Below are 23,368 nucleotides of genomic sequence, written 5' to 3'. Positions count from 1 at the left end.
CATTTTAATCGCCGTAATATTAATTACGGCCTTTTAAGGGTATTTTTCTATGAGTAAAGTGATCGATTCGCTTGAAAAGGTACTCCTTCCTTTTGCTGTTAAAATAGGAAAACAGCCTCACATTAACGCCATTAAAAACGGTTTTATTAAATTAATGCCGCTGACCCTTGCGGGGGCCATGTTTGTATTAATTAATAACGTTTTTCTGAGTTTTGGTGAGGGTTCTTTCTTCTATTCAATGGGTATCCGTCTGGATGCATCGACCATTGAAACCTTAAACAGCTTTAAAGCCATCGGCGGTAACGTTTATAACGGTACGCTGGGCATTATGTCGCTGATGGCTCCTTTCTTTATTGGCTCAGCGTTAGCAGAAGAACGCAAGGTTGACCCAATGGCGGCTGGCCTGTTAGCCGTCGCGGCTTTCATGACCGTTACGCCATACAGCGTCGGTGAAGCCTATGCTGTCGGTGCTAACTGGCTGGGTGGTCAGAACATTATCTCCGGGATGGTTATCGGCCTGGTGGTTGCTGAAATGTTCACCTTCGTTATTCGTCGCAACTGGGTTATCACCCTGCCGGATAGCGTTCCGTCTTCGGTTTCCCGTTCGTTCTCGGCGTTGATTCCAGGCTTCCTGATCCTCTCCATCTTCGGGATTATCTCTTGGATGCTGGCCTCTTATGGCAGCAACTTCCACCAGATAATCATGGACTCTATCTCCAAGCCGCTGGCGGCAATGGGTGGGGTGGTTGGCTGGGCGTATGTGGTATTCAACTCCCTGCTGTGGTTCTTCGGTGTGCATGGTTCTCTGGCGCTGACCGCGCTCGACAACGGCATCATGACCCCGTGGGCGCTGGAAAACATCGCGCTGTACAACCAGTATGGTTCCGTTGAGGCAGCGGTTGCTGCGGGTCAACAGTTCCACTTCTGGGCTAAGCCGATGCTTGACTCGTACATCCTGCTGGGCGGTTCCGGTGCGACTCTGGGTCTGATTATCGCCATCTTTATCGCCTCACGCCGCGCTGACCATCGTCAGGTTGCGAAACTGGCATTGCCATCTGGCATCTTCCAGATTAACGAACCGATTCTGTTCGGCCTGCCAATCATCATGAACCCGGTAATGTTTATCCCGTTCGTGCTGGTACAACCGATTCTGGCTGCTATCACACTGGCTGCCTATGCGATGGGGATTATCCCTCCGGTGACTAACCTGGCACCGTGGACAATGCCAACCGGTCTGAGCGCGTTCTTTAACAGTAATGGTAGCGTCGCCGCTCTGCTGGTCGCGCTGTTCAACCTGGCTGTCGCCACTATGGTCTACATACCGTTCGTCATGATTTCGAACAAAGCGCAGGCCACGATTGAAGAAGAAGAAAGCGAAGAAGACATCGCTGCTGCACTGAAATTCTAATGCCATGCGGTATGGAGCTAGCCTCCATACCGCCCTCACAAAAAGGAATAGTTATGTTTGATTTGGAAAATGTTGTTGCTGAGGACGTGCAGGAAAACGATCTGGAAGAAGTGGTGATGGGCCTGATTATTAACTCAGGACAAGCTCGCAGCCTGGCGTATACCGCGCTGAAGCAGGCGAAGCAGGGCGATTTCGCCACCGCGAAAGCCACCATGGAACAGTCCCGCGTTGCACTGAGCGAAGCGCATCGTGTTCAGACGCAGTTAATTGAAAGCGATGAAGGCGAAGGCCGTATGAAAGTCAGCCTGGTGCTGGTTCATGCGCAGGATCATCTTATGACGTCAATGTTGGCCCGTGAACTGGTTGCTGAATTGATCGAACTTCACGAGAAGGTACAATAGGCTTTTCCCTATGAGGCAACCTAAGATGATCAGCATGGAAATTAACACCGCCCGAGAACAACAGCTCTTTAACGGTAAAAATTTTCATGTCTTCATCTACAACAAAACGGAAAGTATCAGCGGGTTACATCAGCATGATTACTACGAGTTCACTATCGTACTGACCGGTCGCTATTATCAGGTGATTAATGGTAAGCGGGTCATGCTGGAGCGCGGAGACTTTGTGTTTATCCCGATGGGGTCGCACCACCAGAGCTTCTACGAGTTTGGTGCAACGCGAATCCTTAACGTTGGGATCAGCAAAGATTTCTTCGACACGCACTATCAACCGCTGGTTCCATTTGCCCTGGTTGCTTCGCAAGTCTATTCGATTAAAAGCACGTTCCTGAGTTACATTGAGTCGGTTATTTCATCACTTCACTTTCGCGAAACGGAATTTGACGAATTTATTGAACTGGTTTCCTTCTATGTGATTAATCGCCTGCGACATCACCGGGAAGAACAGGCGCAGGATGTTACGCCGCAGTGGTTAAAATCCACCGTTGAAGCCATGCACGATAAATTAAAATTTGGTGAAGGGGCGTTGGAAAATATGGTCGCGTTATCCGGGAAAACCCAGGAATATTTAACCCGAGCCACCCAGCGCTATTACGGCAAAACACCGATGCAGATTATTAATGATATCCGCATTAATTTTGCCAAGAAACAGTTGGAAATTACCAACTACTCAGTAACCGATATTGCGTATGAATCAGGGTATAGCAGCCCAAGTTTGTTTATTAAAACATTCAAAAAGCTGACCTCATTCACACCCAGCAATTATCGTAAACAGCTAACGGTTATCAAATAACGCGCTGCGGAAGTATTCCGCAGTTCTGTAATAAAGAATTTAACTATCCACGCATAATGTGGAGGGTAACCCACGTTTAACTTGTGGATCACGAGGGAGAAAAGTATGAGCCAGAAATTAAAAGTCGTCACAATTGGTGGTGGTAGCAGCTATACGCCGGAATTACTGGAAGGTTTTCTCAAACGTTACCATGAACTGCCGGTGACTGAACTGTGGCTGGTGGACGTGGAAGATGGTCAGGAGAAATTGGATATTATCCATGCTCTGTGCCAGCGTATGGTCGAAAAAGCGGGCGTACCGATGAAAGTCTATAAGACGCTCAACCGCCGTGAAGCGCTTGAAGGTGCTGACTTCGTGACCACGCAGCTGCGCGTTGGCCAGCTTAAAGCCCGTGAAAAAGACGAACGTATCCCGCTGAGCCACGGCTACCTGGGACAGGAAACCAACGGCGCTGGCGGCCTGTTTAAAGGCCTGCGCACGATTCCGGTTATTTTTGACATCATTAAAGATGTTCAGGACGTTTGCCCGGATGCGTGGGTTATCAACTTCACCAACCCAGCCGGTATGGTGACTGAGGCGGTTTATCGCCACACCAACTTCAAGCGTTTTATCGGCGTGTGTAACATTCCTATCGGTATGAAAATGTTCATCACCGACGTACTGCGCCTGAGCGAAAAAGACGACCTGTCTATCGATCTGTTCGGCCTGAACCACATGGTGTTTATCCGTGATGTCCTGGTCAATGGTGAGTCTCGCTTTGCCGAGCTGCTGGACGGCGTGGCCTCTGGCACGCTGTCTGCTAATACCGTGAAGAACATTTTCGACATGCCGTTTAGCGAAGGGCTGATTCGCTCCCTGAATCTGTTGCCGTGCTCTTACCTGCTGTACTACTTCAAGCAAAAAGAGATGCTGGCCATTGAAATGGGCGAATACTACAAAGGCGGCGCGCGTGCGCAGGTAGTGCAGAAGGTTGAGAAACAACTGTTCGAGCTGTACAAAAACCCGGATCTGAACGTTAAACCGAAAGAGCTGGAGCAGCGCGGCGGGGCCTATTACTCCGATGCGGCATGTGAAGTGATCAACGCTATCTATAACGATAAGCAAACTGAACACTATGTGAATATTCCGCACCACGGCCACATTGACAATATTCCGGCGGATTGGTCGATTGAAGTCACCTCGATTCTGGGCCATGATGGGGCGAAACCGCACCCGCGCGTCACCCATTTCGACGAAAAAGTCCTGGGGCTTATCCACACGATCAAAGGTTTTGAGGTTGCGGCGAGCCAGGCTGCACTCAGCGGTGAATTTAACGATGTTCTGCTGGCGCTGAACTTAAGCCCGCTAATCCACTCTGATAAAGATGCAGAGGTGTTGGCACGTGAAATGATTCTGGCGCATGAAAAATGGCTGCCGAATTTTGCTGCCACCGTGGAGAAACTGAAACAGTGACAGGAGGCATGATGGAACGTTTGTTGATCGTGAATGCCGATGATTTTGGTCTGAGCAAAGGGCAGAACTACGGCATTCTCGACGCCTGTAAAAATGGACTGGTCACATCCACGACCGCGCTGGTGAACGGCGCGGCGATTGACCACGCGGCACAGCTTAGCCGTCGGACGCCGGAACTGGCGGTCGGGATGCACTTTGTTCTGACGTTGGGCGAGCCGCTGTCGCCGATGCCGGGGCTGACCCGCGAGGGGAAACTCGGTAAGTGGATTTGGCAGATGGCGCAAGAAGATGCGCTGCCGATGGACGAAATTGCGCGCGAACTGGAGTGTCAGTATCAGCGCTTTATCGACCTGCTTGACGCAGAGCCGACGCATCTTGATAGCCACCATCATGTGCATATGATCCCGCAAATCTTCCCGCTGGTGGCTGAGTTTGCGAAAGCTAAAGGCATTGCGATGCGCATTGACCGTAGCGCTTCACTGACCGCGCCGGAAGGGCTGCGCAGTAGCGAAGGCTTCGCCAGCGAATTTTACGGCGATGCTATCTCTGAAGCGCTGTTCCTGGAGGTGCTGGATGCTTCAGCGGCGCGCGGTGAACAATCTGTCGAAGTGATGTGTCATCCGGCATTTGTCGATAACACGATTATGGGCAGCGCCTATTGCTACCCGCGACTGGCTGAACTGGACGTGCTGACCTCCACCTCGTTGAAATACGCGATTGCAGAGCGCGGCTACCGTTTAGGAACCTACCGCGACGTGTAAGCGACCGACTTTGCAAAACTCAACCCGACAGCGCTCCTGTCGGGTTTTTTGTGTATGACGACAGCGGCGGAATCCTGCTATCATCACGGTTTACTGTTATTGTCATCGATGATTGTGAATTAACCGCTTATGAAACCGCTTCGCCAACAAAATCGGCAGATTATCAGCTATATCCCGCGTTCCGAACCGGCTCCTCCAGAGCACGCCGTGAAGGTAGAAGGCTTTCGCGATGTTTGGCTATTGCGTGGAAAATATGTGGCGTTTGTACTGATGGGCAACACGTTCCGTCGTTCGCAGGCCTTTAGTGTCCCTGAGTCTGCTCAACGTTGGGCGGTGCAAATGTGCCAGGAAAATGATGTTGAGTCATAAGGATTAGCGGGGGCAGATCAATACTCTAAATGGTAAGTGTGCCTGCATCATCCCGGATGGCGAACTCTGTTAGAAAACCCTCCGCGCTTTTATTTCTCCTTTCCATCACCGATCACACAAAGTAAAAAACATAATAGCGTAGTAAAAAATAATAATAGACTACGCTCCTCAGGAAGAAGAATACTTTCTCTGATGTGAAAGCGGTTACACTCTGATGTATTGATGCATTAATATTCATAATTTGAATGTTAATAAAAATACTATACTTGCATCCGTATCATTCTCGAAAGAAATAAACACAATATTAAATTAAGGACGATTTTTCATGAAGCGAAATCAACGGGTCCTCTGTTTGCTTATGTTTTTCTTTTTCTTCTCCTGGTCATCGTTTCAATCATTATTATCGGTCTGGCTGAATAACACCATTGGTCTGCAAGCGACACAAACGGGTCTTATTTTCTCCGCATTATCAGTTTCTGCTCTATGTGCCCAGGTTTGCTATGGATTCATTCAGGATAAACTGGGGTTACGTAAAAATTTATTGTGGTATCTTGCGGTGATGCTATCAGTTTCAGGCCCCATATTTATATTGTTTGGCTACCTCCTGCATGTAAACTTGCTATTAGGCAGTATTTTTGGTGGCTTATATATAGGGTTGATATACAACGGTGGTATTGGCGTTCTGGAATCATTTACTGAACGGGTCGCGCGACGTGATAATTTTGAATTTGGTCGTGCTCGTTCGGGGGGCGCAGTGGGATGGGCCGTAGCCAGTTTTTTTACCGGTATCCTGTTCAATATCGATCCGCGGCTCAATTTTGCTCTCGCCTCGGTGGGAGGCCTGCTGTTCTTTGTCGTGCTTAGTGCACTCCGAGTGGGGGATGCCACCACGAGCGCGATGGAACAGGTGGCGGAAGGCAGCAGTGTGTCTCTTGCCGATGCACTGCGTTTGTTGACGTTACCTCGTTTTTGGGCACTGATATTTTTTGTCGTGGGCTCTTGTATTTATAACGTCTACGATCAGCAGTTCTCCGTTTATTTTGTGGCGCAGTTTGCAACGCCAGAACAAGGCACTGCCATGTTCGGCTACTTAAATTCTGGGCAAGTATTTCTGGAGGCGGCAGGGCTATTTTGCGCGCCGTGGCTGGTTAATCGAATTGGTGCAAAAAATGGGCTGATATTTGCTGGCATGGTGATGTCTATGCGTATGGTAAGCTCTGGAATAGTCGTGGGGCCAATACCTATTTTCTTCACCAAGTTCTTACATGTCGCCGAATTACCCGTGCTATTAGTTTCTATGTTTAAATATATCACAACGAATTTCGATAAACAGCTGTCATCAACACTATATCTGGTGGGCTTTGCCTGTACCAGTTCCATTATTGGCACTGTGATATCTCCGTTGGCTGGGTTCAGCTATGACACTATCGGATTCGCTAATTCATATCTTATTATGGGTGGCGCAGTATTTATCACCACCTTCTTCTCCATCTTTTTCTTGAGTAATAAAAAGACTGAAGATAATCCAGCTTAGAGGATTTATCTCTGCGATTAAATTACAATCAGGGGCCGGTGAAATGGAAAGAAAATATATTTTTGGTAGTGATTGCCATGTGCTTTTACATGGGGCCGATTATAACCCAGAGCAATGGGGGTGCGATGCGGATATTGTCGAACAGGATCTGGCGATGATGCAGGAAGCAAAATGTAACGTGGTGTCATTAGGGATATTCAGTTGGGCAAAACTGGAACCGAAGGAGGGGGAGTTTGATTTTGAATGGCTGGATAGCCTTCTTGATAAACTCTACAGCGCCAAAATTCGTGTCTTTCTCGCCACGCCGACCGGCGCTCGCCCAGCCTGGATGTCGCAGAAATACCCGCAGGTGTTGCGTGTAGGCGCTGACCGTGTAGCGGCTTTGCACGGCGGGCGGCACAACCACTGCATGTCTTCTCCTGTATATCGTGAAAAAACGCGCACGATCAACACGCTATTGGCTGAACGTTACTCGCACCATCCGGCAATCCTTGGCTGGCATATCTCGAATGAATACTGTGGTGAATGTCACTGTGAACGGTGCCAGGCGAATTTTAGGCAATGGTTAAAGGCACGTTATCAAACTCTGGATAACCTCAATCATGCCTGGTGGAGTGATTTCTGGAGCCATACCTATACCGATTGGAGGCAAATCGAGTCTCCATCTCCGCAGGGGGAGCATGAAGTCCATGCGCTGAATTTAGACTGGCATCGTTTTAACACGGCGCAGGTGACCGATTTTTGTCGTCAGGAAATTGCTCCGTTGAAAGCGATAAATCCAGACTTACCGGCAACCACTAATTTTATGGGGTATTTCAATGATTACGATTACTGGCAGCTAGCGCAAACGCTGGATTTTGTATCGTGGGATAGCTACCCGTATTGGCATTGTGATAATGATGATTCTACGGTGGCCTGCTATACGGCCATGTACCATGACATGATGCGCAGTCTGAAAGCGGGCAAACCGTTTGTTCTGATGGAGTCAACGCCGAGTGCGACGAACTGGCAGCCTATCAGTAAGCTGAAAAGGCCGAGGATGCATATTCTCTCTTCATTACAGGCGGTGGCGCATGGGGCGGATTCCGTGCAGTACTTTCAGTGGCGGAAAAGCCGTGGCTCCGTGGAGAAGTTTCACGGTGCTGTGGTCGATCATGTCGGTCATCTGGAGACGCGAGTCGGGCGGGAGGTGAGCCAATTAGGCGGATTGCTCAAGCAACTTCACGAGGTCGCTGGTTGCACCACGGATGCTAAAGTGGCGATTATTTTCGATCAGCAAAACCGCTGGGCGCTGGATAACGCGAAGGGGCCGCGTAATTTGGGAATGGAGTATGAAAAGACTGTCAATGAGCACTATCGTCCATTCTGGGAGCAGGGGATTGCTGTTGACGTCATTGATGCCGATGTTGATTTCAGTGCCTACCAACTGGTGATTGCGCCCATGCTGTATATGGTGCGTGAGGGCTTTGCCGACCGGGCTGAAGCGTTTGTCTGCGATGGCGGCCACTTTGTGGCGACATACTGGTCGGGAATCGTTAATGAAAGTGATCTTTGCTATTTGGGTGGTTTTCCTGGCCCGTTGCGTAGGGTGTTGGGCATCTGGGCGGAAGAGATAGACAGTTTACCTGAAGGTGAGCTTCAGCAAATTCAGGGTATATCCGAGAATGAAGCCAGCCTGCAAGGCCCTTATTCGGCGCGCCAACTGTGTGAACTGATTCATACTGAAACAGCCACAACGTTGGCTACCTATCGTGATGATTTCTACGGCGGAATGCCTGCCGTTACGGTTAATCATTTTGGGCGAGGCAAAGCCTGGTACGTCGCTTCACGTAATTCCCTTGAATTTCAACGCGACTTTTTCTCCGCCATTATGGCAGAACTGGCGTTGCCGCGAGCGGTAGAAAGTGAGTTTCCAGCGGGGGTTGTGGCAACGGCAAGAACGGACGGTGAGAGAGCGTATATCTTTGTGCAGAACTATACGAATCTTTTGCAGAATGTCACGCTTCCCGCAGGATACACCGATGTTCTATCGGGCGAATCGTTAAGTCAATTGCGGCTACAGCCCTGTGATTGTCGGGTTGTGTGTCGGCGGGATTAACAAAAAACGCGCGGTTTTGGCCGCGCGTTTCAACAAAATAGCGATAATTAGCGGTGTGCCAGTTCGGCGTCTTCTTCGCTATTGAGAACGTCTTTGTCGGTCTGGCGCAGCCATTGGCTGGTCAGCGTACCGGCAGTCATTGAACCACTGACGTTCAGTGCGGTACGGCCCATATCGATCAGCGGCTCAACGGAAATCAGCAGTGCCACCAGTGTGACCGGCAGACCCATCGCAGGCAGTACGATCAGCGCAGCAAATGTTGCGCCCCCGCCCACGCCCGCAACGCCTGCGGAACTGACGGTGACCAGGCCGACGAGAGTTGCAATCCACAGCGGATCAAGTGGGTTGATGCCCACCGTTGGCGCAACCATCACCGCCAGCATCGCTGGGTACAGACCCGCACAACCGTTCTGACCAATTGTCGCACCAAAAGAGGCCGAGAAGCTGGCGATAGATTCCGGCACACCCAGACGGAGGGTTTGCGCTTCAACATTCAGCGGAATGGACGCGGCGCTGGAGCGGCTGGTGAAGGCGAAGGTCAGCACCGGCCACACCTTGCGGAAGTATTTCAGCGGGCTTACGCCGTTCACGCCCAGCAGGATGCCGTGGACGATAAACATAATCAGCAGGCCGAGATAAGACGCCACCACGAAGCTGCCCAGTTTAATAATGTCTTGCAGGTTGGAACCGGCAACCACTTTGGTCATCAGCGCCAGTACGCCGTATGGCGTCAGTTGCATCACCAGACGCACCAGCTTCATCACCCAGCTTTGCAGCGTGTCAATGGCGGTCAGAACGCGCTGGCCTTTCGGCGCATCGTCTTTCAGCAGTTTCAGCGCAGCGACACCGAGGAACGCGGCGAAGATAACCACGCTGATGATCGACGTTGGGCTAGCCCCGGTCAGGTCGGCAAACGGGTTTTTCGGCACAAACGACAGCAGAAGCTGCGGTACGCTCAGGTCGGCAACTTTACCGGCATAAGAGCTTTGAATCGCATTCAGACGAGCTGTTTCAGCCGTACCTTGCACCAGCCCTTCAGCCGTCAGGCCGAACAGGTTAGTGACCAGCACGCCGACCAGTGCCGCAATCAGCGTGGTGAACAGCAGTGTGCCGATAGTCAGAATACTGATTTTACCCAGTTGGGAGGCGTTATGCAGACGGGCCACCGCGCTCAGAATAGAGGCGAAGACCAGCGGCATCACGATCATTTGCAACAGTTGTACATAGCCGTTACCGACCACGTTAAACCACTGGATAGAGTCTTTCAGCACCTGGCTGTCAGAGCCGTAGATAAGCTGTAAGGCGAAGCCAAAGACCACACCAATAACCAGACCAACCAGCACTTTTTTTGCCAGACTCCACTGTTTGTGGCGCGTTTGCGCCAGGCCAAACAGCAGTACCACGAACACAATCACGTTCGCTATTAATGGAAGGTTCATCCCCGTTCTCCTGAAGTATTATCCACACCGTCCGGCACGGTATTACGGTGCTGTGGCATGTGTTTTTATAGGTCAAATCTGAATAGATTTGCCTGGATGTGAGAAGGTTAACAGAACTCGAATAGTACGCTTATATCCAAATGGAATGGGTTATGCCAAAAATGTGATTTGCGCGGAATTATTGCTCAACCCGCCGATTGATTAAGCGGTTGAAGTCAGTTTGTAGTGCATTGATCATTGAAGATGACCAACGTATGGCGCTGTTTTCTGGCATTGACTGCGGCATAAACAGCGCGTAGGCAAACAGCGCCATACACAATACACGCTCTAACTGGTTGCCTTTGCGCGGCGCGAGAATAGGCAAACGGAAGCGCCAGCGGCAGGGCCAGAGCAGCGGTACGCCAGCGGGCGTCAGCATATCGGCAAGAATATGGCTTAAATAGCCCAACACCATGCCCTGCAAGGCATCGGCAGGGATAATCCAGCTTTCAGGGACTTTGAGATAAAACAGGGTCAGCGCCGCGAATACGGCCAACAGGCTATGAGTAAAGCCCCGATGGCCGCACATGCGGGCTATTGGCTTAGAAAGCCAGCTTAGCCGCTGACCCAGCAGTGAACGCGGGTGGTCGATATCAGGAAGCAGACAGGTCAATATCGCCGATGGCACAATGTGCCACCAGTCTCCGTGCGCCAGTACAGGCGTCAGCTCGGCATTTTTAGCAAATACCGCACAGGCGATAGAAAAGAGCAGATGACCTTCCGCCGTCATGATAAAACCCATTATTCTGTAGATTCATACAGTATAGGGTTTTTATACAGTAGGCGGAAGAGGTTACAGTGTAACTCTTTGTCAAAATTTATCTCGCCAGCCAGCCACCATCAACCGCGACGGTATAACCATTGATATAGTCAGACGCAGAGGACGCGAGGAAGACGACTGGGCCTTTGAGATCTTCCGGTGTGCCCCAGCGGTTAGCGGGGATACGGTCGAGTATTTCTTTACTGCGCTCGGCATCATCACGCAACTGCTGGGTGTTGTTCGTCGCCATATAGCCCGGCGCGATGGCATTCACATTGATGTTATGTTGCGCCCATTCATTCGCCAGCAGACGGGTGATACCTAATACGCCGCTTTTTGAGGCGGTGTAGGATGGCACACGAATTCCGCCCTGAAAAGAGAGCATCGAAGCGATATTGATAATTTTTCCGCCGCTGCCCTGGTGCAGGAACTGCTTCGCCACTGCTTGTGAAAGAAAGAACACGGATTTGAGGTTGAGGTTCATCACGTCATCCCAATCTTTTTCGCTAAAAGTGAGCGCATCTTCACGGCGAATGGTCCCGGCATTGTTGACCAGAATATCAATACGTCCCGCAGCGGCGATTGCCGCAGGGACTATATCCGCAATGCCATCAGGTTGGCTGAGATCGGCCTGAATCGCGAATAACCGGCGGCCTAGCGCCTGCACTTTATCGGCTGTTTCCTGCGGAATACGGCGGCTCACGCTGACGATATCGCATCCGGCTTCCGCCAGACCCAGCGCCATTCCTTGCCCCAAACCTTTATCACACCCGGTAACGAGCGCCACTTTACCTTGTAGATTGAATGCGTTGAGAATCATATCGACCCCTGTATGTTGTTTTTTATCGTTATGACGTGACTGACAGGGATCAAGCATAGAAGGGAGTAACGAGAAATTCAAACAAAAATAAAACAGTGTTTCATTTTTATGGTGTGATTGGCATTTGCGGGCACACGTAGTGCCCGCAGCAGAATTATCCGCACAGACTTTCGCGGGTAAGTTCTTCCAGCGACGCCAGTTTAACGTCGGCGAGGCTAAAGCGTGGGTCGAGTTGGCTTTCGGGGGCGGGTACGACGATGGAGCGCATACGCGCGGCTTTACTGGCAATCATGCCGTTTACCGAATCTTCCAGCGCAACACAGCACAGCGGGTCAACGCCAAGTTTAGCAGCGCAGTCGAGATAAACCTGCGGATGCGGTTTGCTGTAAGCCAGTGATTCCGCAGAGCAGAGCACATCAAACTGGTCACGCAAATCAAACATGGTCAGCACTTTATCCAGCATATGCAGCGGTGATGCAGACGCCAGACCGACCTTAAGTCCTTGTGATTTACACAGCGCCACGGCTTCGCGAACGCCCGGCAGCAGTGGACGAGTTTCCTCGACCAACGCAATAACGCGGGTAATAATCCGTTCAACGACAGCAGCGCGGTCCGGGCCTTGCCACGGCTGTTGACCAAACCAGAGATCAACGACCAAATCGATACGTAAACCGCGCGTATCGGGAAGCTCATGGCGGCGCGAAAAATCAACGCCCAGTTCGCTGAGGATCTCGTGCTCGCCGCGATCCCACAGTGGTTCGGAATCAATCAACAACCCATCCATGTCGAAAATGGCGGCGCGTATTTGACGCTCGGTGGACATAACTACCTCTCCTTTAGGGTAACGAATGCAGCAATGGTATATCATATCGCGCGTAAAGTCGGGCGAAAGTCACCCTCGCAGGTAGACTTAACAAGCACGTAGCGACAGTGTATTGCCCATAAGGAAAGCGTCTTAACAAGGGGAACCCATGACGTATCAACAAGCTGGACGCATTGCCATCCTGAAGCGTATTGCCGGGTGGGTGATTTTTATCCCGGCGCTGATATCTACGCTGATTTCGGTGCTCAAATTTATGTACGAGCACAGCGCGAAGCAACCGGGTATTGATGCCGTGATGATGGATTTTGTCCACGTGATGGTGGACATGATGCGTTTCAATACGCCATTTTTGAACTTTTTCTGGTACAACTCACCGCAGCCAGATTTCCAGAATGGGCTGAACATTATGTTCTGGATTATCTTTGCGCTGATTTTTATCGCCCTGGCATTGCAGGATTCTGGCGCGCGGATGTCACGTCAGGCGAGGTTCTTACGTGAAGGGGTGAACGATCAGCTCATTCTTGAGAAAGCGAAAGGGGCGGAAGGTCTGAGCCGTGAAGCGCTGGAAGCACGCGTTGAAGTGCCACATCATACTATTTTCGTGCAGTATTTCCCGCTGTACGTGCTGCCGATTATCACCATCGTGATTGGCTATTTCGTATTGAAAGTCTTAGGGTTTCTCTAAAAAGAAATCAGCCCAGCGTGATGCTGGGCTGATTTTTACTCTGCTGAGATGGCGCGTGGTTTACCTTGTGGATCGACCGCGACATAGATAAACAGCGCTTCAGTCGCTTTATAGCGCTGACCAATCGGCTCTGACGAAACCTTTTTCACCCAGACTTCAATATTGATGGTTATTGAGGTATTACCGCGTTTCACACAACGTGCGTAGCAGCACACCACGTCGCCGACGGCAACAGGGCGCAGAAAGCTCATACCATCAACCCGCACGGTTACGACGCGACCATGGGCTATTTCCTTCGCCATAATGGCGCCACCAATATCCATTTGCGACATTATCCAACCGCCGAAAATATCACCATTCGCGTTGGTGTCTGCTGGCATCGCCAGGGTGCGAAGCACCAGTTCGCCCTGCGGGGCATCATTTGCAATTGTCATGCTTTTTCCGGTTTCACATTATCGATATCAGGCGAATGCTACTACGAAAGGGAAGGGCTGAGAATGGGCTGACAATGACGTGGGTGGAGATGCCAGCTGTGAAGGTGATCAAATTTTGCTCAATGCGAGTTGACGAAAGACTTTCGTCGGCCTATTTTGGCGGCATGTGATAACGATTTCATATCAGCTTATGGCAACCATCAAAGATGTGGCGTTAAAAGCCGGACTCTCAGTGACGACAGTGTCGCGCTTTCTCAATCAGCATCCTTATATCTCCGACGATAAAAAGGAAAAAATCCTTGCGGCGATGAAGGCGCTGGATTACGTACCCAGTACCGTGGCGCAACAAATGCGCGGCGTGAAAACACATCGTATCGGCGTGCTGATTTCCCGCATCACCAACCCGTTTTTTGCCAGCCTCGTGGATGCGATGGAAGTTACCGCCCGTAAAAATGGCTATTCGGTGCTTATTGTGCAAAACCATGACAGCGTCGGTGAAGAAAAAAATTGCCTCGACCTGCTGAAGAAAAAAATTATCGACGGGTTAATACTGTGCTCGGTGGAGAATGATAAAAATATCATCGAAACCTATCAAAAATATGGCCCGATCCTGCTGTGTAATACCAGCATCAAAGAAACTACTTTGCCGGTGGTGCGGGTCGATGACCAGGACGCCACCTGGCGCGCCATCAATTATTTAATCGGCAAAGGTTACTCGAAAATAGCGTATTCCACTGGCGGTAATTTTGATGAGCACGGTCACGGTAAACGCAGAAACCGGGGCTTTATGGAAGCCATGCAATCCTGCGGCCTCGCGATTAAAGAAGACTGGCTGTTTCGCCACAGGCATACCTGGGCCGATGGCGTCGCGCTGGGGGAGCATATTTACGCTTTGCCCGCCGCAGAGCGTCCTGACGCTGTTTTTGCTGGCAGTGATGAAGTCGCCTGTGGCCTTATTTCTGGCCTGATCTCGCAGGGGATCGCGGTTCCACAAGAAATTGCCGTTATGGGCTTTGATAACCTGCCGCTGGCAGAAATGGTCACTATCCCGCTGACGACCGTCGCCCAGCCGATTGAACAGCTTGGGCGGATCTCCGTGGAATATCTGCTGGCGCAGATCGGCGGTCAGCATTATCACTATGATGAGGCATTACTCAGATCTGATTTAATTATCAGGCAGTCAGCATAAAAAATTTTTAACTCGATATGGTATCGATTTCATAATCGGAGGTTGATGTGCAAATACATCAGGACGCGCAGGCAGTGGAGTGGTGGAAGGAAGCGGTGGTCTATCAAATTTACCCCAAAAGTTTTTATGACAGTAATAACGATGGCACCGGCGATATCCGGGGCATCATTGAAAAACTCCCTTATTTGCACGAGTTAGGGATTGGCATGATATGGCTTTCGCCATTTTATCAGTCGCCGATGGCGGATAATGGCTATGATATTTCCGACTATTTTGCCGTCAATGCCGCAAGCCAGTTAAATGATGCCGGTTCGGTCTTTGCATTTTATAAAAAAATGATCCGCTTACGGAATAAGTGCTGGCCGGAAACGCTGATTTATGGCGAATTTACTCCACTAGACTTCCCGGGTGAAAATATCATTGCGTATGAAAGAAAAAGCAGTGCCGCCCGTTTTATTTCGATCACCAACCTGAGTAATAAAACGATACCCTTTATTTTGCCACAGGGAGATGTCTTGCTTAATAACTACGATTACCTTACCTCCGAACTACAACCCTACCAAACCATTTTTATAAAAGGACATTTTAAAAATGAACAAATTCAGAGAGATTGCCATTGAAATTGTCAGCATCGTCGGCCGTGATAACATTATTTCGGGTACCCATTGTGCGACCCGACTGCGACTACAAGTAAAAGATCGGGAAATAATTGATGACGATAAAATTCGCCAGATCCGCGACGTAAAGGGCGTATTTTATAATGCAGGGCAATATCAGATAATACTTGGCACCGGTCTGGTTAATAAAGTCTACCAGGAATTCGTGGCAGAATATCAGGTCAGCGAAGTCAGTAAAGATGAAATGACCCGCCAGGCCAGCGGAAGATTACAACGAGGCATTCGAAATTTATCGGATGTGTTTGTGTCGATCATTCCCGGACTGGGGGCGACAGGGCTGTTTCTCGGTCTGAAAGGCGTTATTTTCAACGATACCGTTCTCGCCTGGTTTGGCAGCACGCCGGAGGATGTTCCTCTTTACGTGCGGACGCTGTCCACGGTGCTGTGCGATACGGCATTTGCTTTTCTTGCCGCATTTATTTGCTGGTCAACGTTTAAAAAATTTGGCGGAACGCCCATTCTGGGCTTTCTGGTTGGCTTAATGCTGGTGTCACCGGCGTTGCCGAATGCCTATGATGTGGCGTCGGGCAACGTGGTACCAATTTATATGTTTGGTTTTATCCCGCTGGTCGGCTATCAGGGATCGGTTTTAACGGCGCTGATCACCGGGATTATCGGCACCCGGCTGGAAATTTTCTTCAGGAAGATTATGCCTGATTCAATGGACCTGATATTCACGCCTTTTGTGGTCATCCTGTGCTCGGTTGGTATAGCGCTACTGGTGCTGGGGCCGCTGGTTCATGGATTTGAATATTATGCCATTATCGCATTCAAGCATTTCCTGTCGCTGCCTGCGGGGATCGGCGGCTTTCTGATTGGCTTTATCTACCCGATAGCTGTCATGACCGGTATGCACCATATGTTTATCATGATTGAAACCTCGCTGATTGCCAGCACAGGCTTTAATCCGTTAATTACCGTTTGCGCGATGTACGGTTTTGCCAACGCAGCGGTCTGCCTGGCGATTTCCATTAAATCTCACGATGCCGCGTTCAAAACATCGGGGATCTCGGCGACCGCCACCCAGTTGCTCGGCATTTCCGAACCGGCACTTTTTGGCGTGGTCATGCGCACCGGTGAACGCGCGCTGGGGATCATGATACTCAGCTCGGCGCTGGGCGGAATGCTGCTCTCGCTGCTATCAATTAAGGCGAACTCCTACGGTCTGGCGGTGCTGTTATCACCGCTGATGTATATCTATGACCGCTACCAGCTTATCGGCTACGTCAGTGTGGGAATAATTGTGTTTATCTTCGCTTTTGCCTTAACCACACTGTTTATTAATCCGAATAAGGTGGCTCAGCCTGCCCGCAAACAGCCGCTGAAAAACGCGGTGGCTTAAGGGGGGAAGGGAAACAGGCGGGCTGTGAATGATGAAATGACCAGAGAGGACAACAACGGCCCGTTGCAGGGCCGTTGTCTGTGCACTGACAGATGTTTAGCGTTTATCATCCTGCGGCATATGGCGATAGATGTAAACACCGCTGAGAACGGTGAAAAGCAGCGTTAGCGCCGTTAAACCAAACACCTTAAAGTTGACCCAAATATTTTGTGGTAACCAGAAGGCGATATAAATATTTGCCAGCCCACAGAGGATGAAAAACACGGCCCAGGCCAGGTTCAGCTTCGACCACACGGCGGCAGGCAGCGTAATCTCTTTGCCCAGCATCCGTTGAATCAGCGGCTTTTTCATCACCCATTGGCTGAACAGCAGCGCACCGGCAAACAGCGCGTAAATCACAGTCACCTTCCACTTGATGAACTCATCGTTGTGGAAGAAAACGGTCAAACCGCCAAACACAGCCACCAGAATAAAGGTGAACAGCGCCATTTTCTCTACTTTGCGATAGCGCACCCAGCTGTAAATTAACACCACCGCCGTGGCGACAATCAGCGCGGAGGTGGCCGCATAGATGTCATAAATCTTGTAAAAGGCGAAGAAGACTACCAGCGGTAAAAAATCCAGAAACTGCTTCATACTTCGATTCCGTAGTTCAGCGCTGCCCACCTATGGGCAGCGTCAGTGTTAGTGGCGAATAAGCATATACAGGCGGAATAAATAAATCAGCAACAGAGCGGAAACCAGGTTACTGAGCGTATTGACCACCACTGCGCCGATATACGGCGTCAGGAACGCAAATTTTGAGGCAAACAGGAGCAGCAGCGATTTTGCCAACATCCAGCCGATGACCGCCGGAGCGATAAGGCGCATATTCGCCCAACCCAGGCGCACACTGCTGCGCATAGCGGCAAATACGCCGAGGCGATCTTGCACCATCATCACCGGTGAAAATGCCAGCACGATAGTCAGCAAAATACCGGGAACGACCACCAACATAACCCCCACCTGAATCAAAAACGTGCTGATGAAGATAAGCAGCAGCAGTTTTGGCAGCACCGGAGCACTAGCGCCGATGGCGCGCAGGGCGCTAACGCGATGCCCAGCGGAGACAAGCTGAATCAGCAGCAGAACCCCGCCGACTAAAATCGCGTTACCGATAAGCCCGGCGAAGGTTGTCGCCGCCGAGGAGTGCAGCAGAACCTGCTGTTGCTCCGGCGTCATGCTCTGAACTAAATCAAGCAGGCCCCTGCTATTATCCAGGTGATCCCCAACCGTCAGCGTTGCAAGCTGCTCATCGCTGGGTGAAAAGGCATGGCCAAGCACCACCGTGATAAATGAACAGAGCAAGGTAATCAGTAAAATAGTGACAAACTGATTACGAAAAAAATTACCCGTGTCACGGTATACCGACTGCGCCGTGATAGACATGCACTCTCCTTGCTTATTGCTGGTATTAATCAGCCGGCAATTGTACAGCAAATCACGCTGGCGTAGCAGCCTCTGCGCTGGTCTCGCTAAGTATATCTTTGTAAAGAGGAACTCGCGGTGACAGGCCGTAGCGCGCACGGGCGCGGTTACAGGCTTCATTTGTCTCGCCGTTTTCACCGGACATAGCGAATTCTCGACAGGGAGAAGGGCGATTATTGTAAATCGAACAGCTAACCGACTCACCGATTTCGCCGCACAGCGCTGAACAGCGGCACTGACGTTGGTTAGTGCCTCTCATGCAGCGAAGAAAAGGGGTTAAGGGCTCGGTCAGCTGCACAGGCACAGTGCCACCAGCATCATCGGCTTCAGCCCAATAGAAAGAGACTCGAAAATACGCACAACAGGCACCGCACGTCATGCACGGGTTGATTTCACTCATGATTACACCTGATAAAAACGCATTAAAACAAGGTTTAGTATGTAAATTATCCAGCCGTGACGCTGGCGACAAGAGGGGAACGAAAAGAATTTCTCTGAAAATCATGAAATTGATGTTGAGTGAATATGTCGCGGTGTTACGGAGTAGTAAAAATTAATCTGGATCAATAAATGTTAAAACTAACAATTTTGTGTGATCCATAACGGATCAAAAGTAACGCGTTGTGGGTATATTTGCTGCGCTTTAAAAACCATAATGAGGAAGTGGATATGAAGAAGTTAGCAACAGTTGCATTAATGTTGAGTACCTTTTCTGGCGGCGTCTGGGCGCATGACGCAGGGGAATTTTTCATTCGTGCGGGTTCAGCGACCGTGCGGCCGACCGAAGGCTCTGATAATGTTCTGGGCGCGCTCGGTGGTTTTAACGTCAGCAATAACACGCAGTTAGGGTTTACCTTCACTTATATGGCGACGGAAAATGTGGGTATTGAGCTGCTGGCAGCGACGCCTTTCCGCCATAAAGTCGGCACTGGCCCGACGGGTGATATCGCCACCGTTCACCATTTACCACCGACGCTGATGGCGCAGTGGTATTTTGGCGATGCGCAGAGCAAATTCCGCCCTTACGTTGGGGCCGGTATCAACTACACCACCTTCTTTGATAATGATTTCAACGATAACGGCAAAGCGGCGGGGCTATCCGATCTCAGCCTGGACGACTCCTGGGGTGCGGCGGGGCAAGTGGGTCTTGATTATCTGATCAACCGTGACTGGCTGCTGAATATGTCAGTCTGGTACATGGATATCGACACCAACGTGAAGTTTAAAGCGGGCGGTGTTAATCAAAGCGTGAGCACCCGTTTGGATCCGTGGGTGTTTATGTTCTCTGCGGGCTATCGTTTTTAATTTTGGCTTTAAAACTGGCTATTATATGGCCAGTTTTTTCCACTCTTCTGCGCATGAATCATTGATGCCCTCAAATCTCCCCGCTGTTGAATCTTATCCCATTATTGTGCTCAAGCCAGACACTGTCGATAACGTCTTGAAGGATATTAAAAAGGAGAGTGTTTCGGGAGCAAAGACAACTACTTTCGTTACGGCAGAGCCAATAACCGGCGGACGTAAAATACATCTCGCCAAAATAAAAAAGCCCACGGTGGAGGGCGTGGGCAAACAGGTCTACCTCTATGCATTGCCGAACCTGACAATGCAAAACAACATCAAAATCACAACGGACGGTAATGTAATCTGCTTCGACCTGTCACTCCATCAGGTGAATGGCTTATCTCGAGCCAACGCCTGTCTCTGGGTGTCAGCGTCGCTGTAAACTTCCTGCAATATTACTCTGCAAAACTGGAACTATAATTTCAGTAATGGCCTTTGTCGGAGGTTCAACATGTACACTCCAATCGCTGCGATTATGTTCATGCTGCTGGTGGCGAATGCACTGAGTGAGATAGGTCTGCTCCACTGAACCCTCTCAGTGTTGCTGCTAACGCGACGTAGAGCCTATCCCAGTAGGCGGGTTCATTTGCCATCTTGGCTCTCGAAAATCCTCACGTACTACGTGTACGCTCCCTTTTTCTGCGCTGTCCATGCCCGAACTGGCGGCAACAATATACGCCTGCCGGGATAGGTTCTTATAGGGGAGGCGCGTGGAGCCGTGAACGTGTTGATAGACTGCATTTTTTTAGATTTTGAGTTCGGGTAATGAAATAATGCTCGGCGTTTATCATATAGCCGGACTTATTAGATGAAATTATTCGCGGCAGCAATCGCGACCTTAGCGATCACCTCCTTTTCCGTCAGCGCTACTCCAATGAAGTTCAATTGCGAAGGCGTTTCTGTAGTTTACTCTCCCTTACAGCCCCCTACTGATAGCAAGCCTTACAGGCCGCTTGGGCTGGTGGTTAGCGGTATTTCTGCGACTGATATTTCCTCGGTTGCAGACTGGCAGGGAAATAGTGACGACAGTCTGCAAATTATTGGCACTATCAATGGTGAGCCAGTGAACTTGATGTATCGCCCACTCAAAAACCGAGTGACTCTCTATTCAGGTGATGCCCACTTTGAGTGTGATAAACGTGATCAATCTTGACCCTTATTGCCGCATCACCCGCAATACACGGTGAACATTCGCGTTGAGCAAGAGGGGAATGGGTAGGTAGCGAGCAAAAAAAAGCCCGCATTGGATGCGGGCAAAAATACTGGAAGCAATGTGAGCAATGTCGTACCGAATACCTGAGTGTCTTGCTCAACCATTCGGTAATGAGAAAGATAATCTTTCTCATTTGAGATATCAACCCTATATTTTGTGGGAAAGTGATTTTTTTTGTTCGATGAGCCTGAACGTGCGTTTCTGGCAGGAAGCCTGCGGCAAAATAAGCCGCCTGAATGAACAGGCGGCGATAAGATTACGCCGTTTTAGTGGCGGCTTTCATTCGCTGAGCAAAGTCTTTCAGTTCCGCGAGCATGGCCTGTGGGTTATCAAGGTTACGCTCGATAATTTTGACCGTCGCTGAGCCGGAAATCGCCCCAGCCGCACCCGCTTCAATGGTCGCCGCGACTTGATCTGGCGTGGAGATACCAAAGCCTTGCAGCGGTGGCGCAGCCTGATACTCGGCCAGTTTTTCCACCAGATGGTGCAACGGCAGCGCCGCACGGTTTTCCGTACCGGTCACACCCGCGCGGGAGAGCAAGTAAGTGTAGCCCCGACCATGCGCGGCAATTTGGCGCAGCAGTTCATCGTCGGCGTTCGGTGGGCAGATGAAAATGGGCGCGACATTGTGGCGCATCGCCGCCTGGCGGAACGGGGCCGACTCTTCAATCGGCACATCAGCCACGAGGACGGAATCTACGCCGACGCGTGCGCATTCGGCGTAGAACTCGTCAATACCACGGTTGAACACCAGGTTGGCGTACATCAGTAAGCCAATCGGGATGGTCGGGTGTTTGTGGCGAATCGCCGCCAGCATCTCAAAACAGTGAGTCGGCGTGACGCCAGCGGCAAAAGCCCGCAGCGTCGCATTCTGAATTGTCGGGCCATCGGCCAGCGGGTCGGAGAATGGAATACCCAGCTCCAGCGCATCCGCGCCGCCTTCAATGAGCGCGTCGATTACCTTCAGCGACTGCTCTGGGGTCGGGTCGCCAAGGGTGACGAACGGCACAAATGCGCCTTCCTTGCGGGCCTTCAGTTGAGCAAACAGGTTGTCATAGCGTTCCATCAGATTTCCCCTCGCGCTTTCAAAATATCATGTACGGTAAAGATGTCTTTGTCGCCGCGACCGGAGAGGTTCACCACCAGAAGCTGCTCTTTTTCCGGGTTTTCACGCATCATTTTCAGCGCGTGCGCCAGGGCATGGGAAGACTCCAGCGCCGGGATAATCCCTTCGTGGCGGCTGAGTTCTTTAAACGCTTCTAACGCCTCGTTATCGGTAATCGATACATATTCAGCGCGACCAATACTGTTCAGGTAGGCGTGCTGCGGCCCTACGGAAGGGAAGTCCAGACCGGCAGAAATTGAATAAGATTCTTCAATTTGTCCTTCATCGGTCTGCATCATCGGCGATTTCATGCCGAAATAGATCCCCACGCGCCCGTGCTTGAGCGGTGCGCCGTGCTCACCGGTTTCAATGCCATGACCGGCGGGTTCAACGCCAATCAGTCCCACGCTGGCTTCATCAATAAAGTCGGCGAACATGCCGATGGCGTTAGAGCCGCCGCCGACACAGGCGATAACTGCATCCGGCAGACGGCCTTCTTTTTCACGTACCTGGACTTTGGTTTCTTCACCGATCATGCGCTGGAATTCACGCACAATCGTCGGGAATGGGTGCGGGCCTGCCGCCGTGCCGAGCATGTAGTGCGCGGTTTCATAGCTGCCAGACCAGTCGCGTAGCGCCTCGTTACAGGCGTCTTTCAGCGTTGCGGAGCCGCTGTGAACGGGAATGACTTCCGCGCCCATTAAGCGCATACGGAATACGTTTGGCGACTGGCGCTCAACGTCTTTCGCGCCCATGTAAATGCGGCATTTCAGGCCGAGCAGGGCGCTGGCAAGCGCCGAGGCTACGCCGTGCTGACCAGCACCGGTTTCGGCGATGATCTCGGTTTTGCCCATCCGTTTTGCCAGCAACGCTTGCCCCAGAACCTGGTTGGTTTTGTGCGCGCCGCCGTGGAGTAAATCTTCACGCTTAAGATACAGCGTCGTTTTTGTTCCTGCCGTCAGGTTGCGGCATTTGGTCAGTGCGGTCGGGCGACCGGCGTAGTTTTTCAGCAAGTCGGTAAATTCAGCCTGAAATGCCGGGTCTTTCTGCGCGCTGACAAAAGCGTCTTCGAGCTGGCGCAGGGCAGGCATCAGGATTTGCGGAACGTACATACCGCCAAATTCGCCGAAATAGGGGTTCAGTAAAGTACTCATTATT

24 protein-coding genes and 1 pseudogene are annotated in these 23,368 nt (G+C 50.8%); 15 read left to right on the top strand and 10 right to left on the bottom strand.

The genetic code is table 11. The features are described from left to right. Positions 1–49 precede the first annotated feature (49 nt). From chbC to AC6I4B_RS13530, 8 genes are all read left to right on the top strand, one after another. Complete coding sequence (gene chbC / locus AC6I4B_RS13565; protein WP_497765807.1) at positions 50–1,408, top strand: PTS N,N'-diacetylchitobiose transporter subunit IIC; 1,359 nt, start codon at positions 50–52, stop codon at positions 1,406–1,408. A gap of 53 nt (positions 1,409–1,461) precedes the next feature. Beyond that, a complete protein-coding gene (gene chbA, locus AC6I4B_RS13560; RefSeq protein ID WP_497765806.1) occupies positions 1,462–1,809 on the top strand; it encodes a PTS N,N'-diacetylchitobiose transporter subunit IIA in 348 nt (115 codons plus the stop codon). A gap of 25 nt (positions 1,810–1,834) precedes the next feature. Further along, positions 1,835–2,659 (top strand): transcriptional regulator ChbR, encoded by an 825-nt coding sequence (gene chbR, locus AC6I4B_RS13555; RefSeq protein ID WP_497765804.1) that lies wholly within the window; start codon positions 1,835–1,837, stop codon positions 2,657–2,659. A 105-nt stretch (positions 2,660–2,764) separates the two neighbouring features. Next, on the top strand, positions 2,765–4,111 hold the full coding sequence (locus AC6I4B_RS13550; RefSeq protein WP_497765803.1) for a 6-phospho-beta-glucosidase: 1,347 nt from the start codon (positions 2,765–2,767) through the stop codon (positions 4,109–4,111). Positions 4,112–4,122: 11 nt separating this feature from the next. Continuing rightward, entirely contained in the window at positions 4,123–4,872 is a 750-nt protein-coding gene (gene chbG / locus AC6I4B_RS13545) for a chitin disaccharide deacetylase (RefSeq protein WP_497772156.1), read from the top strand. 129 nt (positions 4,873–5,001) lie between these two features. After that, the gene (gene cedA, locus AC6I4B_RS13540) at positions 5,002–5,241 is read left to right on the top strand and encodes a cell division activator CedA (protein ID WP_497765801.1); all 240 of its coding nucleotides are present in this window, start codon (positions 5,002–5,004) and stop codon (positions 5,239–5,241) included. Positions 5,242–5,566: 325 nt separating this feature from the next. Beyond that, positions 5,567–6,775 (top strand): oligosaccharide MFS transporter, encoded by a 1,209-nt coding sequence (locus AC6I4B_RS13535; protein WP_497765800.1) that lies wholly within the window; start codon positions 5,567–5,569, stop codon positions 6,773–6,775. Between the two features lie 43 nt (positions 6,776–6,818). After that, positions 6,819–8,873: a beta-galactosidase gene (locus AC6I4B_RS13530; protein ID WP_497765798.1), complete on the top strand. Its 2,055-nt coding sequence runs from the start codon at positions 6,819–6,821 to the stop codon at positions 8,871–8,873. Between the two features lie 47 nt (positions 8,874–8,920). Here AC6I4B_RS13530 and AC6I4B_RS13525 read toward each other — a convergent pair whose 3' ends face one another. From AC6I4B_RS13525 to hxpB, 4 genes are all read right to left on the bottom strand, one after another. Next, a complete protein-coding gene (locus AC6I4B_RS13525; RefSeq protein ID WP_497765797.1) occupies positions 8,921–10,312 on the bottom strand; it encodes an L-cystine transporter in 1,392 nt (463 codons plus the stop codon). A 178-nt stretch (positions 10,313–10,490) separates the two neighbouring features. Beyond that, entirely contained in the window at positions 10,491–11,093 is a 603-nt protein-coding gene (locus AC6I4B_RS13520) for a metal-dependent hydrolase (RefSeq protein ID WP_497765795.1), read from the bottom strand. A 76-nt stretch (positions 11,094–11,169) separates the two neighbouring features. Further along, on the bottom strand, positions 11,170–11,931 hold the full coding sequence (gene kduD / locus AC6I4B_RS13515) for a 2-dehydro-3-deoxy-D-gluconate 5-dehydrogenase KduD (RefSeq protein WP_497765794.1): 762 nt from the start codon (positions 11,929–11,931) through the stop codon (positions 11,170–11,172). A gap of 154 nt (positions 11,932–12,085) precedes the next feature. Continuing rightward, a complete protein-coding gene (gene hxpB / locus AC6I4B_RS13510) occupies positions 12,086–12,754 on the bottom strand; it encodes a hexitol phosphatase HxpB (RefSeq protein WP_497765792.1) in 669 nt (222 codons plus the stop codon). Positions 12,755–12,902: 148 nt separating this feature from the next. On the opposite strand from hxpB, the gene AC6I4B_RS13505 reads away from it, so the two are divergent. After that, positions 12,903–13,439 (top strand): YniB family protein, encoded by a 537-nt coding sequence (locus AC6I4B_RS13505; protein WP_497765791.1) that lies wholly within the window; start codon positions 12,903–12,905, stop codon positions 13,437–13,439. A gap of 35 nt (positions 13,440–13,474) precedes the next feature. Here AC6I4B_RS13505 and yciA read toward each other — a convergent pair whose 3' ends face one another. Further along, entirely contained in the window at positions 13,475–13,873 is a 399-nt protein-coding gene (gene yciA, locus AC6I4B_RS13500; RefSeq protein ID WP_497765789.1) for an acyl-CoA thioester hydrolase YciA, read from the bottom strand. A gap of 190 nt (positions 13,874–14,063) precedes the next feature. Here yciA and AC6I4B_RS13495 point away from each other — a divergent pair, with 190 nt between their 5' ends. The 3 genes and pseudogenes from AC6I4B_RS13495 to AC6I4B_RS13485 all read left to right on the top strand — a co-directional run bounded on the left by AC6I4B_RS13495 (position 14,064) and on the right by AC6I4B_RS13485 (position 17,081). After that, positions 14,064–15,062, top strand: a complete 999-nt coding sequence (locus tag AC6I4B_RS13495; RefSeq protein ID WP_497765788.1) for a LacI family DNA-binding transcriptional regulator — start codon at positions 14,064–14,066, stop codon at positions 15,060–15,062. 47 nt (positions 15,063–15,109) lie between these two features. Beyond that, positions 15,110–15,334 (top strand): annotated as a pseudogene (locus AC6I4B_RS13490) (alpha-amylase family glycosyl hydrolase); the annotation flags it as partial. A 319-nt stretch (positions 15,335–15,653) separates the two neighbouring features. Next, the gene (locus AC6I4B_RS13485) at positions 15,654–17,081 is read left to right on the top strand and encodes a PTS transporter subunit EIIC (RefSeq protein WP_497765786.1); all 1,428 of its coding nucleotides are present in this window, start codon (positions 15,654–15,656) and stop codon (positions 17,079–17,081) included. A gap of 96 nt (positions 17,082–17,177) precedes the next feature. On the opposite strand, the gene AC6I4B_RS13480 is transcribed toward AC6I4B_RS13485, so the two are convergent. Genes AC6I4B_RS13480 through AC6I4B_RS13470 form a run of 3 tightly spaced genes read right to left on the bottom strand, consistent with a single transcriptional unit; the run spans position 17,178 to position 18,948 of the window. After that, positions 17,178–17,717 (bottom strand): septation protein A, encoded by a 540-nt coding sequence (locus tag AC6I4B_RS13480; protein WP_497765785.1) that lies wholly within the window; start codon positions 17,715–17,717, stop codon positions 17,178–17,180. A 48-nt stretch (positions 17,718–17,765) separates the two neighbouring features. Continuing rightward, positions 17,766–18,509 carry a YciC family protein gene (locus tag AC6I4B_RS13475; protein WP_497765783.1) on the bottom strand — a complete coding sequence of 248 codons (744 nt, stop codon included), beginning with the start codon at positions 18,507–18,509 and terminating at the stop codon, positions 17,766–17,768. A gap of 52 nt (positions 18,510–18,561) precedes the next feature. Beyond that, entirely contained in the window at positions 18,562–18,948 is a 387-nt protein-coding gene (locus AC6I4B_RS13470; RefSeq protein WP_497765781.1) for a YkgJ family cysteine cluster protein, read from the bottom strand. Between the two features lie 269 nt (positions 18,949–19,217). Here AC6I4B_RS13470 and ompW point away from each other — a divergent pair, with 269 nt between their 5' ends. The 3 genes from ompW to AC6I4B_RS13455 all read left to right on the top strand — a co-directional run bounded on the left by ompW (position 19,218) and on the right by AC6I4B_RS13455 (position 21,045). Beyond that, positions 19,218–19,853, top strand: a complete 636-nt coding sequence (gene ompW / locus AC6I4B_RS13465; RefSeq protein ID WP_497765779.1) for an outer membrane protein OmpW — start codon at positions 19,218–19,220, stop codon at positions 19,851–19,853. A 25-nt stretch (positions 19,854–19,878) separates the two neighbouring features. Next, the gene (locus tag AC6I4B_RS13460) at positions 19,879–20,274 is read left to right on the top strand and encodes a hypothetical protein (protein ID WP_497765778.1); all 396 of its coding nucleotides are present in this window, start codon (positions 19,879–19,881) and stop codon (positions 20,272–20,274) included. 426 nt (positions 20,275–20,700) lie between these two features. After that, a complete protein-coding gene (locus AC6I4B_RS13455; protein ID WP_497765776.1) occupies positions 20,701–21,045 on the top strand; it encodes a hypothetical protein in 345 nt (114 codons plus the stop codon). A 316-nt stretch (positions 21,046–21,361) separates the two neighbouring features. Here the strand turns inward: AC6I4B_RS13455 and trpA are convergent, their stop codons facing one another. Together trpA and trpB are read right to left on the bottom strand one after the other, a co-directional pair. Then, the gene (gene trpA / locus AC6I4B_RS13450) at positions 21,362–22,171 is read right to left on the bottom strand and encodes a tryptophan synthase subunit alpha (protein WP_497765775.1); all 810 of its coding nucleotides are present in this window, start codon (positions 22,169–22,171) and stop codon (positions 21,362–21,364) included. Further along, positions 22,171–23,364, bottom strand: a complete 1,194-nt coding sequence (trpB, locus tag AC6I4B_RS13445; RefSeq protein WP_497765773.1) for a tryptophan synthase subunit beta — start codon at positions 23,362–23,364, stop codon at positions 22,171–22,173. Before trpB ends, trpA begins: the two co-directional genes overlap by 1 nt. Positions 23,365–23,368: the final 4 nt, after the last annotated feature.

The organism is Kluyvera fluvialis (genome assembly GCF_059725275.1).
The sequence above is the reverse complement of the archived record's forward strand: the minus strand, read 5'-3'. Positions and strand labels throughout refer to the sequence as shown.

Bases quoted from the DNA above. Each gene is read 5' to 3' on its own strand.
- chbC (WP_497765807.1), top strand. From the start codon at position 50: ATGAGTAAAGTGATCGATTCGCTTGAAAAGGTACTCCTTCCTTTTGCT.
- chbA (WP_497765806.1), top strand. From the start codon at position 1,462: ATGTTTGATTTGGAAAATGTTGTTGCTGAGGACGTGCAGGAAAACGAT.
- chbR (WP_497765804.1), top strand. From the start codon at position 1,835: ATGATCAGCATGGAAATTAACACCGCCCGAGAACAACAGCTCTTTAAC.
- AC6I4B_RS13550 (WP_497765803.1), top strand. From the start codon at position 2,765: ATGAGCCAGAAATTAAAAGTCGTCACAATTGGTGGTGGTAGCAGCTAT.
- chbG (WP_497772156.1), top strand. From the start codon at position 4,123: ATGGAACGTTTGTTGATCGTGAATGCCGATGATTTTGGTCTGAGCAAA.
- cedA (WP_497765801.1), top strand. From the start codon at position 5,002: ATGAAACCGCTTCGCCAACAAAATCGGCAGATTATCAGCTATATCCCG.
- AC6I4B_RS13535 (WP_497765800.1), top strand. From the start codon at position 5,567: ATGAAGCGAAATCAACGGGTCCTCTGTTTGCTTATGTTTTTCTTTTTC.
- AC6I4B_RS13530 (WP_497765798.1), top strand. From the start codon at position 6,819: ATGGAAAGAAAATATATTTTTGGTAGTGATTGCCATGTGCTTTTACAT.
- AC6I4B_RS13525 (WP_497765797.1), bottom strand. From the start codon at position 10,312: ATGAACCTTCCATTAATAGCGAACGTGATTGTGTTCGTGGTACTGCTG.
- AC6I4B_RS13520 (WP_497765795.1), bottom strand. From the start codon at position 11,093: ATGGGTTTTATCATGACGGCGGAAGGTCATCTGCTCTTTTCTATCGCC.
- kduD (WP_497765794.1), bottom strand. From the start codon at position 11,931: ATGATTCTCAACGCATTCAATCTACAAGGTAAAGTGGCGCTCGTTACC.
- hxpB (WP_497765792.1), bottom strand. From the start codon at position 12,754: ATGTCCACCGAGCGTCAAATACGCGCCGCCATTTTCGACATGGATGGG.
- AC6I4B_RS13505 (WP_497765791.1), top strand. From the start codon at position 12,903: ATGACGTATCAACAAGCTGGACGCATTGCCATCCTGAAGCGTATTGCC.
- yciA (WP_497765789.1), bottom strand. From the start codon at position 13,873: ATGACAATTGCAAATGATGCCCCGCAGGGCGAACTGGTGCTTCGCACC.
- AC6I4B_RS13495 (WP_497765788.1), top strand. From the start codon at position 14,064: ATGGCAACCATCAAAGATGTGGCGTTAAAAGCCGGACTCTCAGTGACG.
- AC6I4B_RS13485 (WP_497765786.1), top strand. From the start codon at position 15,654: ATGAACAAATTCAGAGAGATTGCCATTGAAATTGTCAGCATCGTCGGC.
- AC6I4B_RS13480 (WP_497765785.1), bottom strand. From the start codon at position 17,717: ATGAAGCAGTTTCTGGATTTTTTACCGCTGGTAGTCTTCTTCGCCTTT.
- AC6I4B_RS13475 (WP_497765783.1), bottom strand. From the start codon at position 18,509: ATGTCTATCACGGCGCAGTCGGTATACCGTGACACGGGTAATTTTTTT.
- AC6I4B_RS13470 (WP_497765781.1), bottom strand. From the start codon at position 18,948: ATGAGTGAAATCAACCCGTGCATGACGTGCGGTGCCTGTTGTGCGTAT.
- ompW (WP_497765779.1), top strand. From the start codon at position 19,218: ATGAAGAAGTTAGCAACAGTTGCATTAATGTTGAGTACCTTTTCTGGC.
- AC6I4B_RS13460 (WP_497765778.1), top strand. From the start codon at position 19,879: ATGGCCAGTTTTTTCCACTCTTCTGCGCATGAATCATTGATGCCCTCA.
- AC6I4B_RS13455 (WP_497765776.1), top strand. From the start codon at position 20,701: ATGAAATTATTCGCGGCAGCAATCGCGACCTTAGCGATCACCTCCTTT.
- trpA (WP_497765775.1), bottom strand. From the start codon at position 22,171: ATGGAACGCTATGACAACCTGTTTGCTCAACTGAAGGCCCGCAAGGAA.
- trpB (WP_497765773.1), bottom strand. From the start codon at position 23,364: ATGAGTACTTTACTGAACCCCTATTTCGGCGAATTTGGCGGTATGTAC.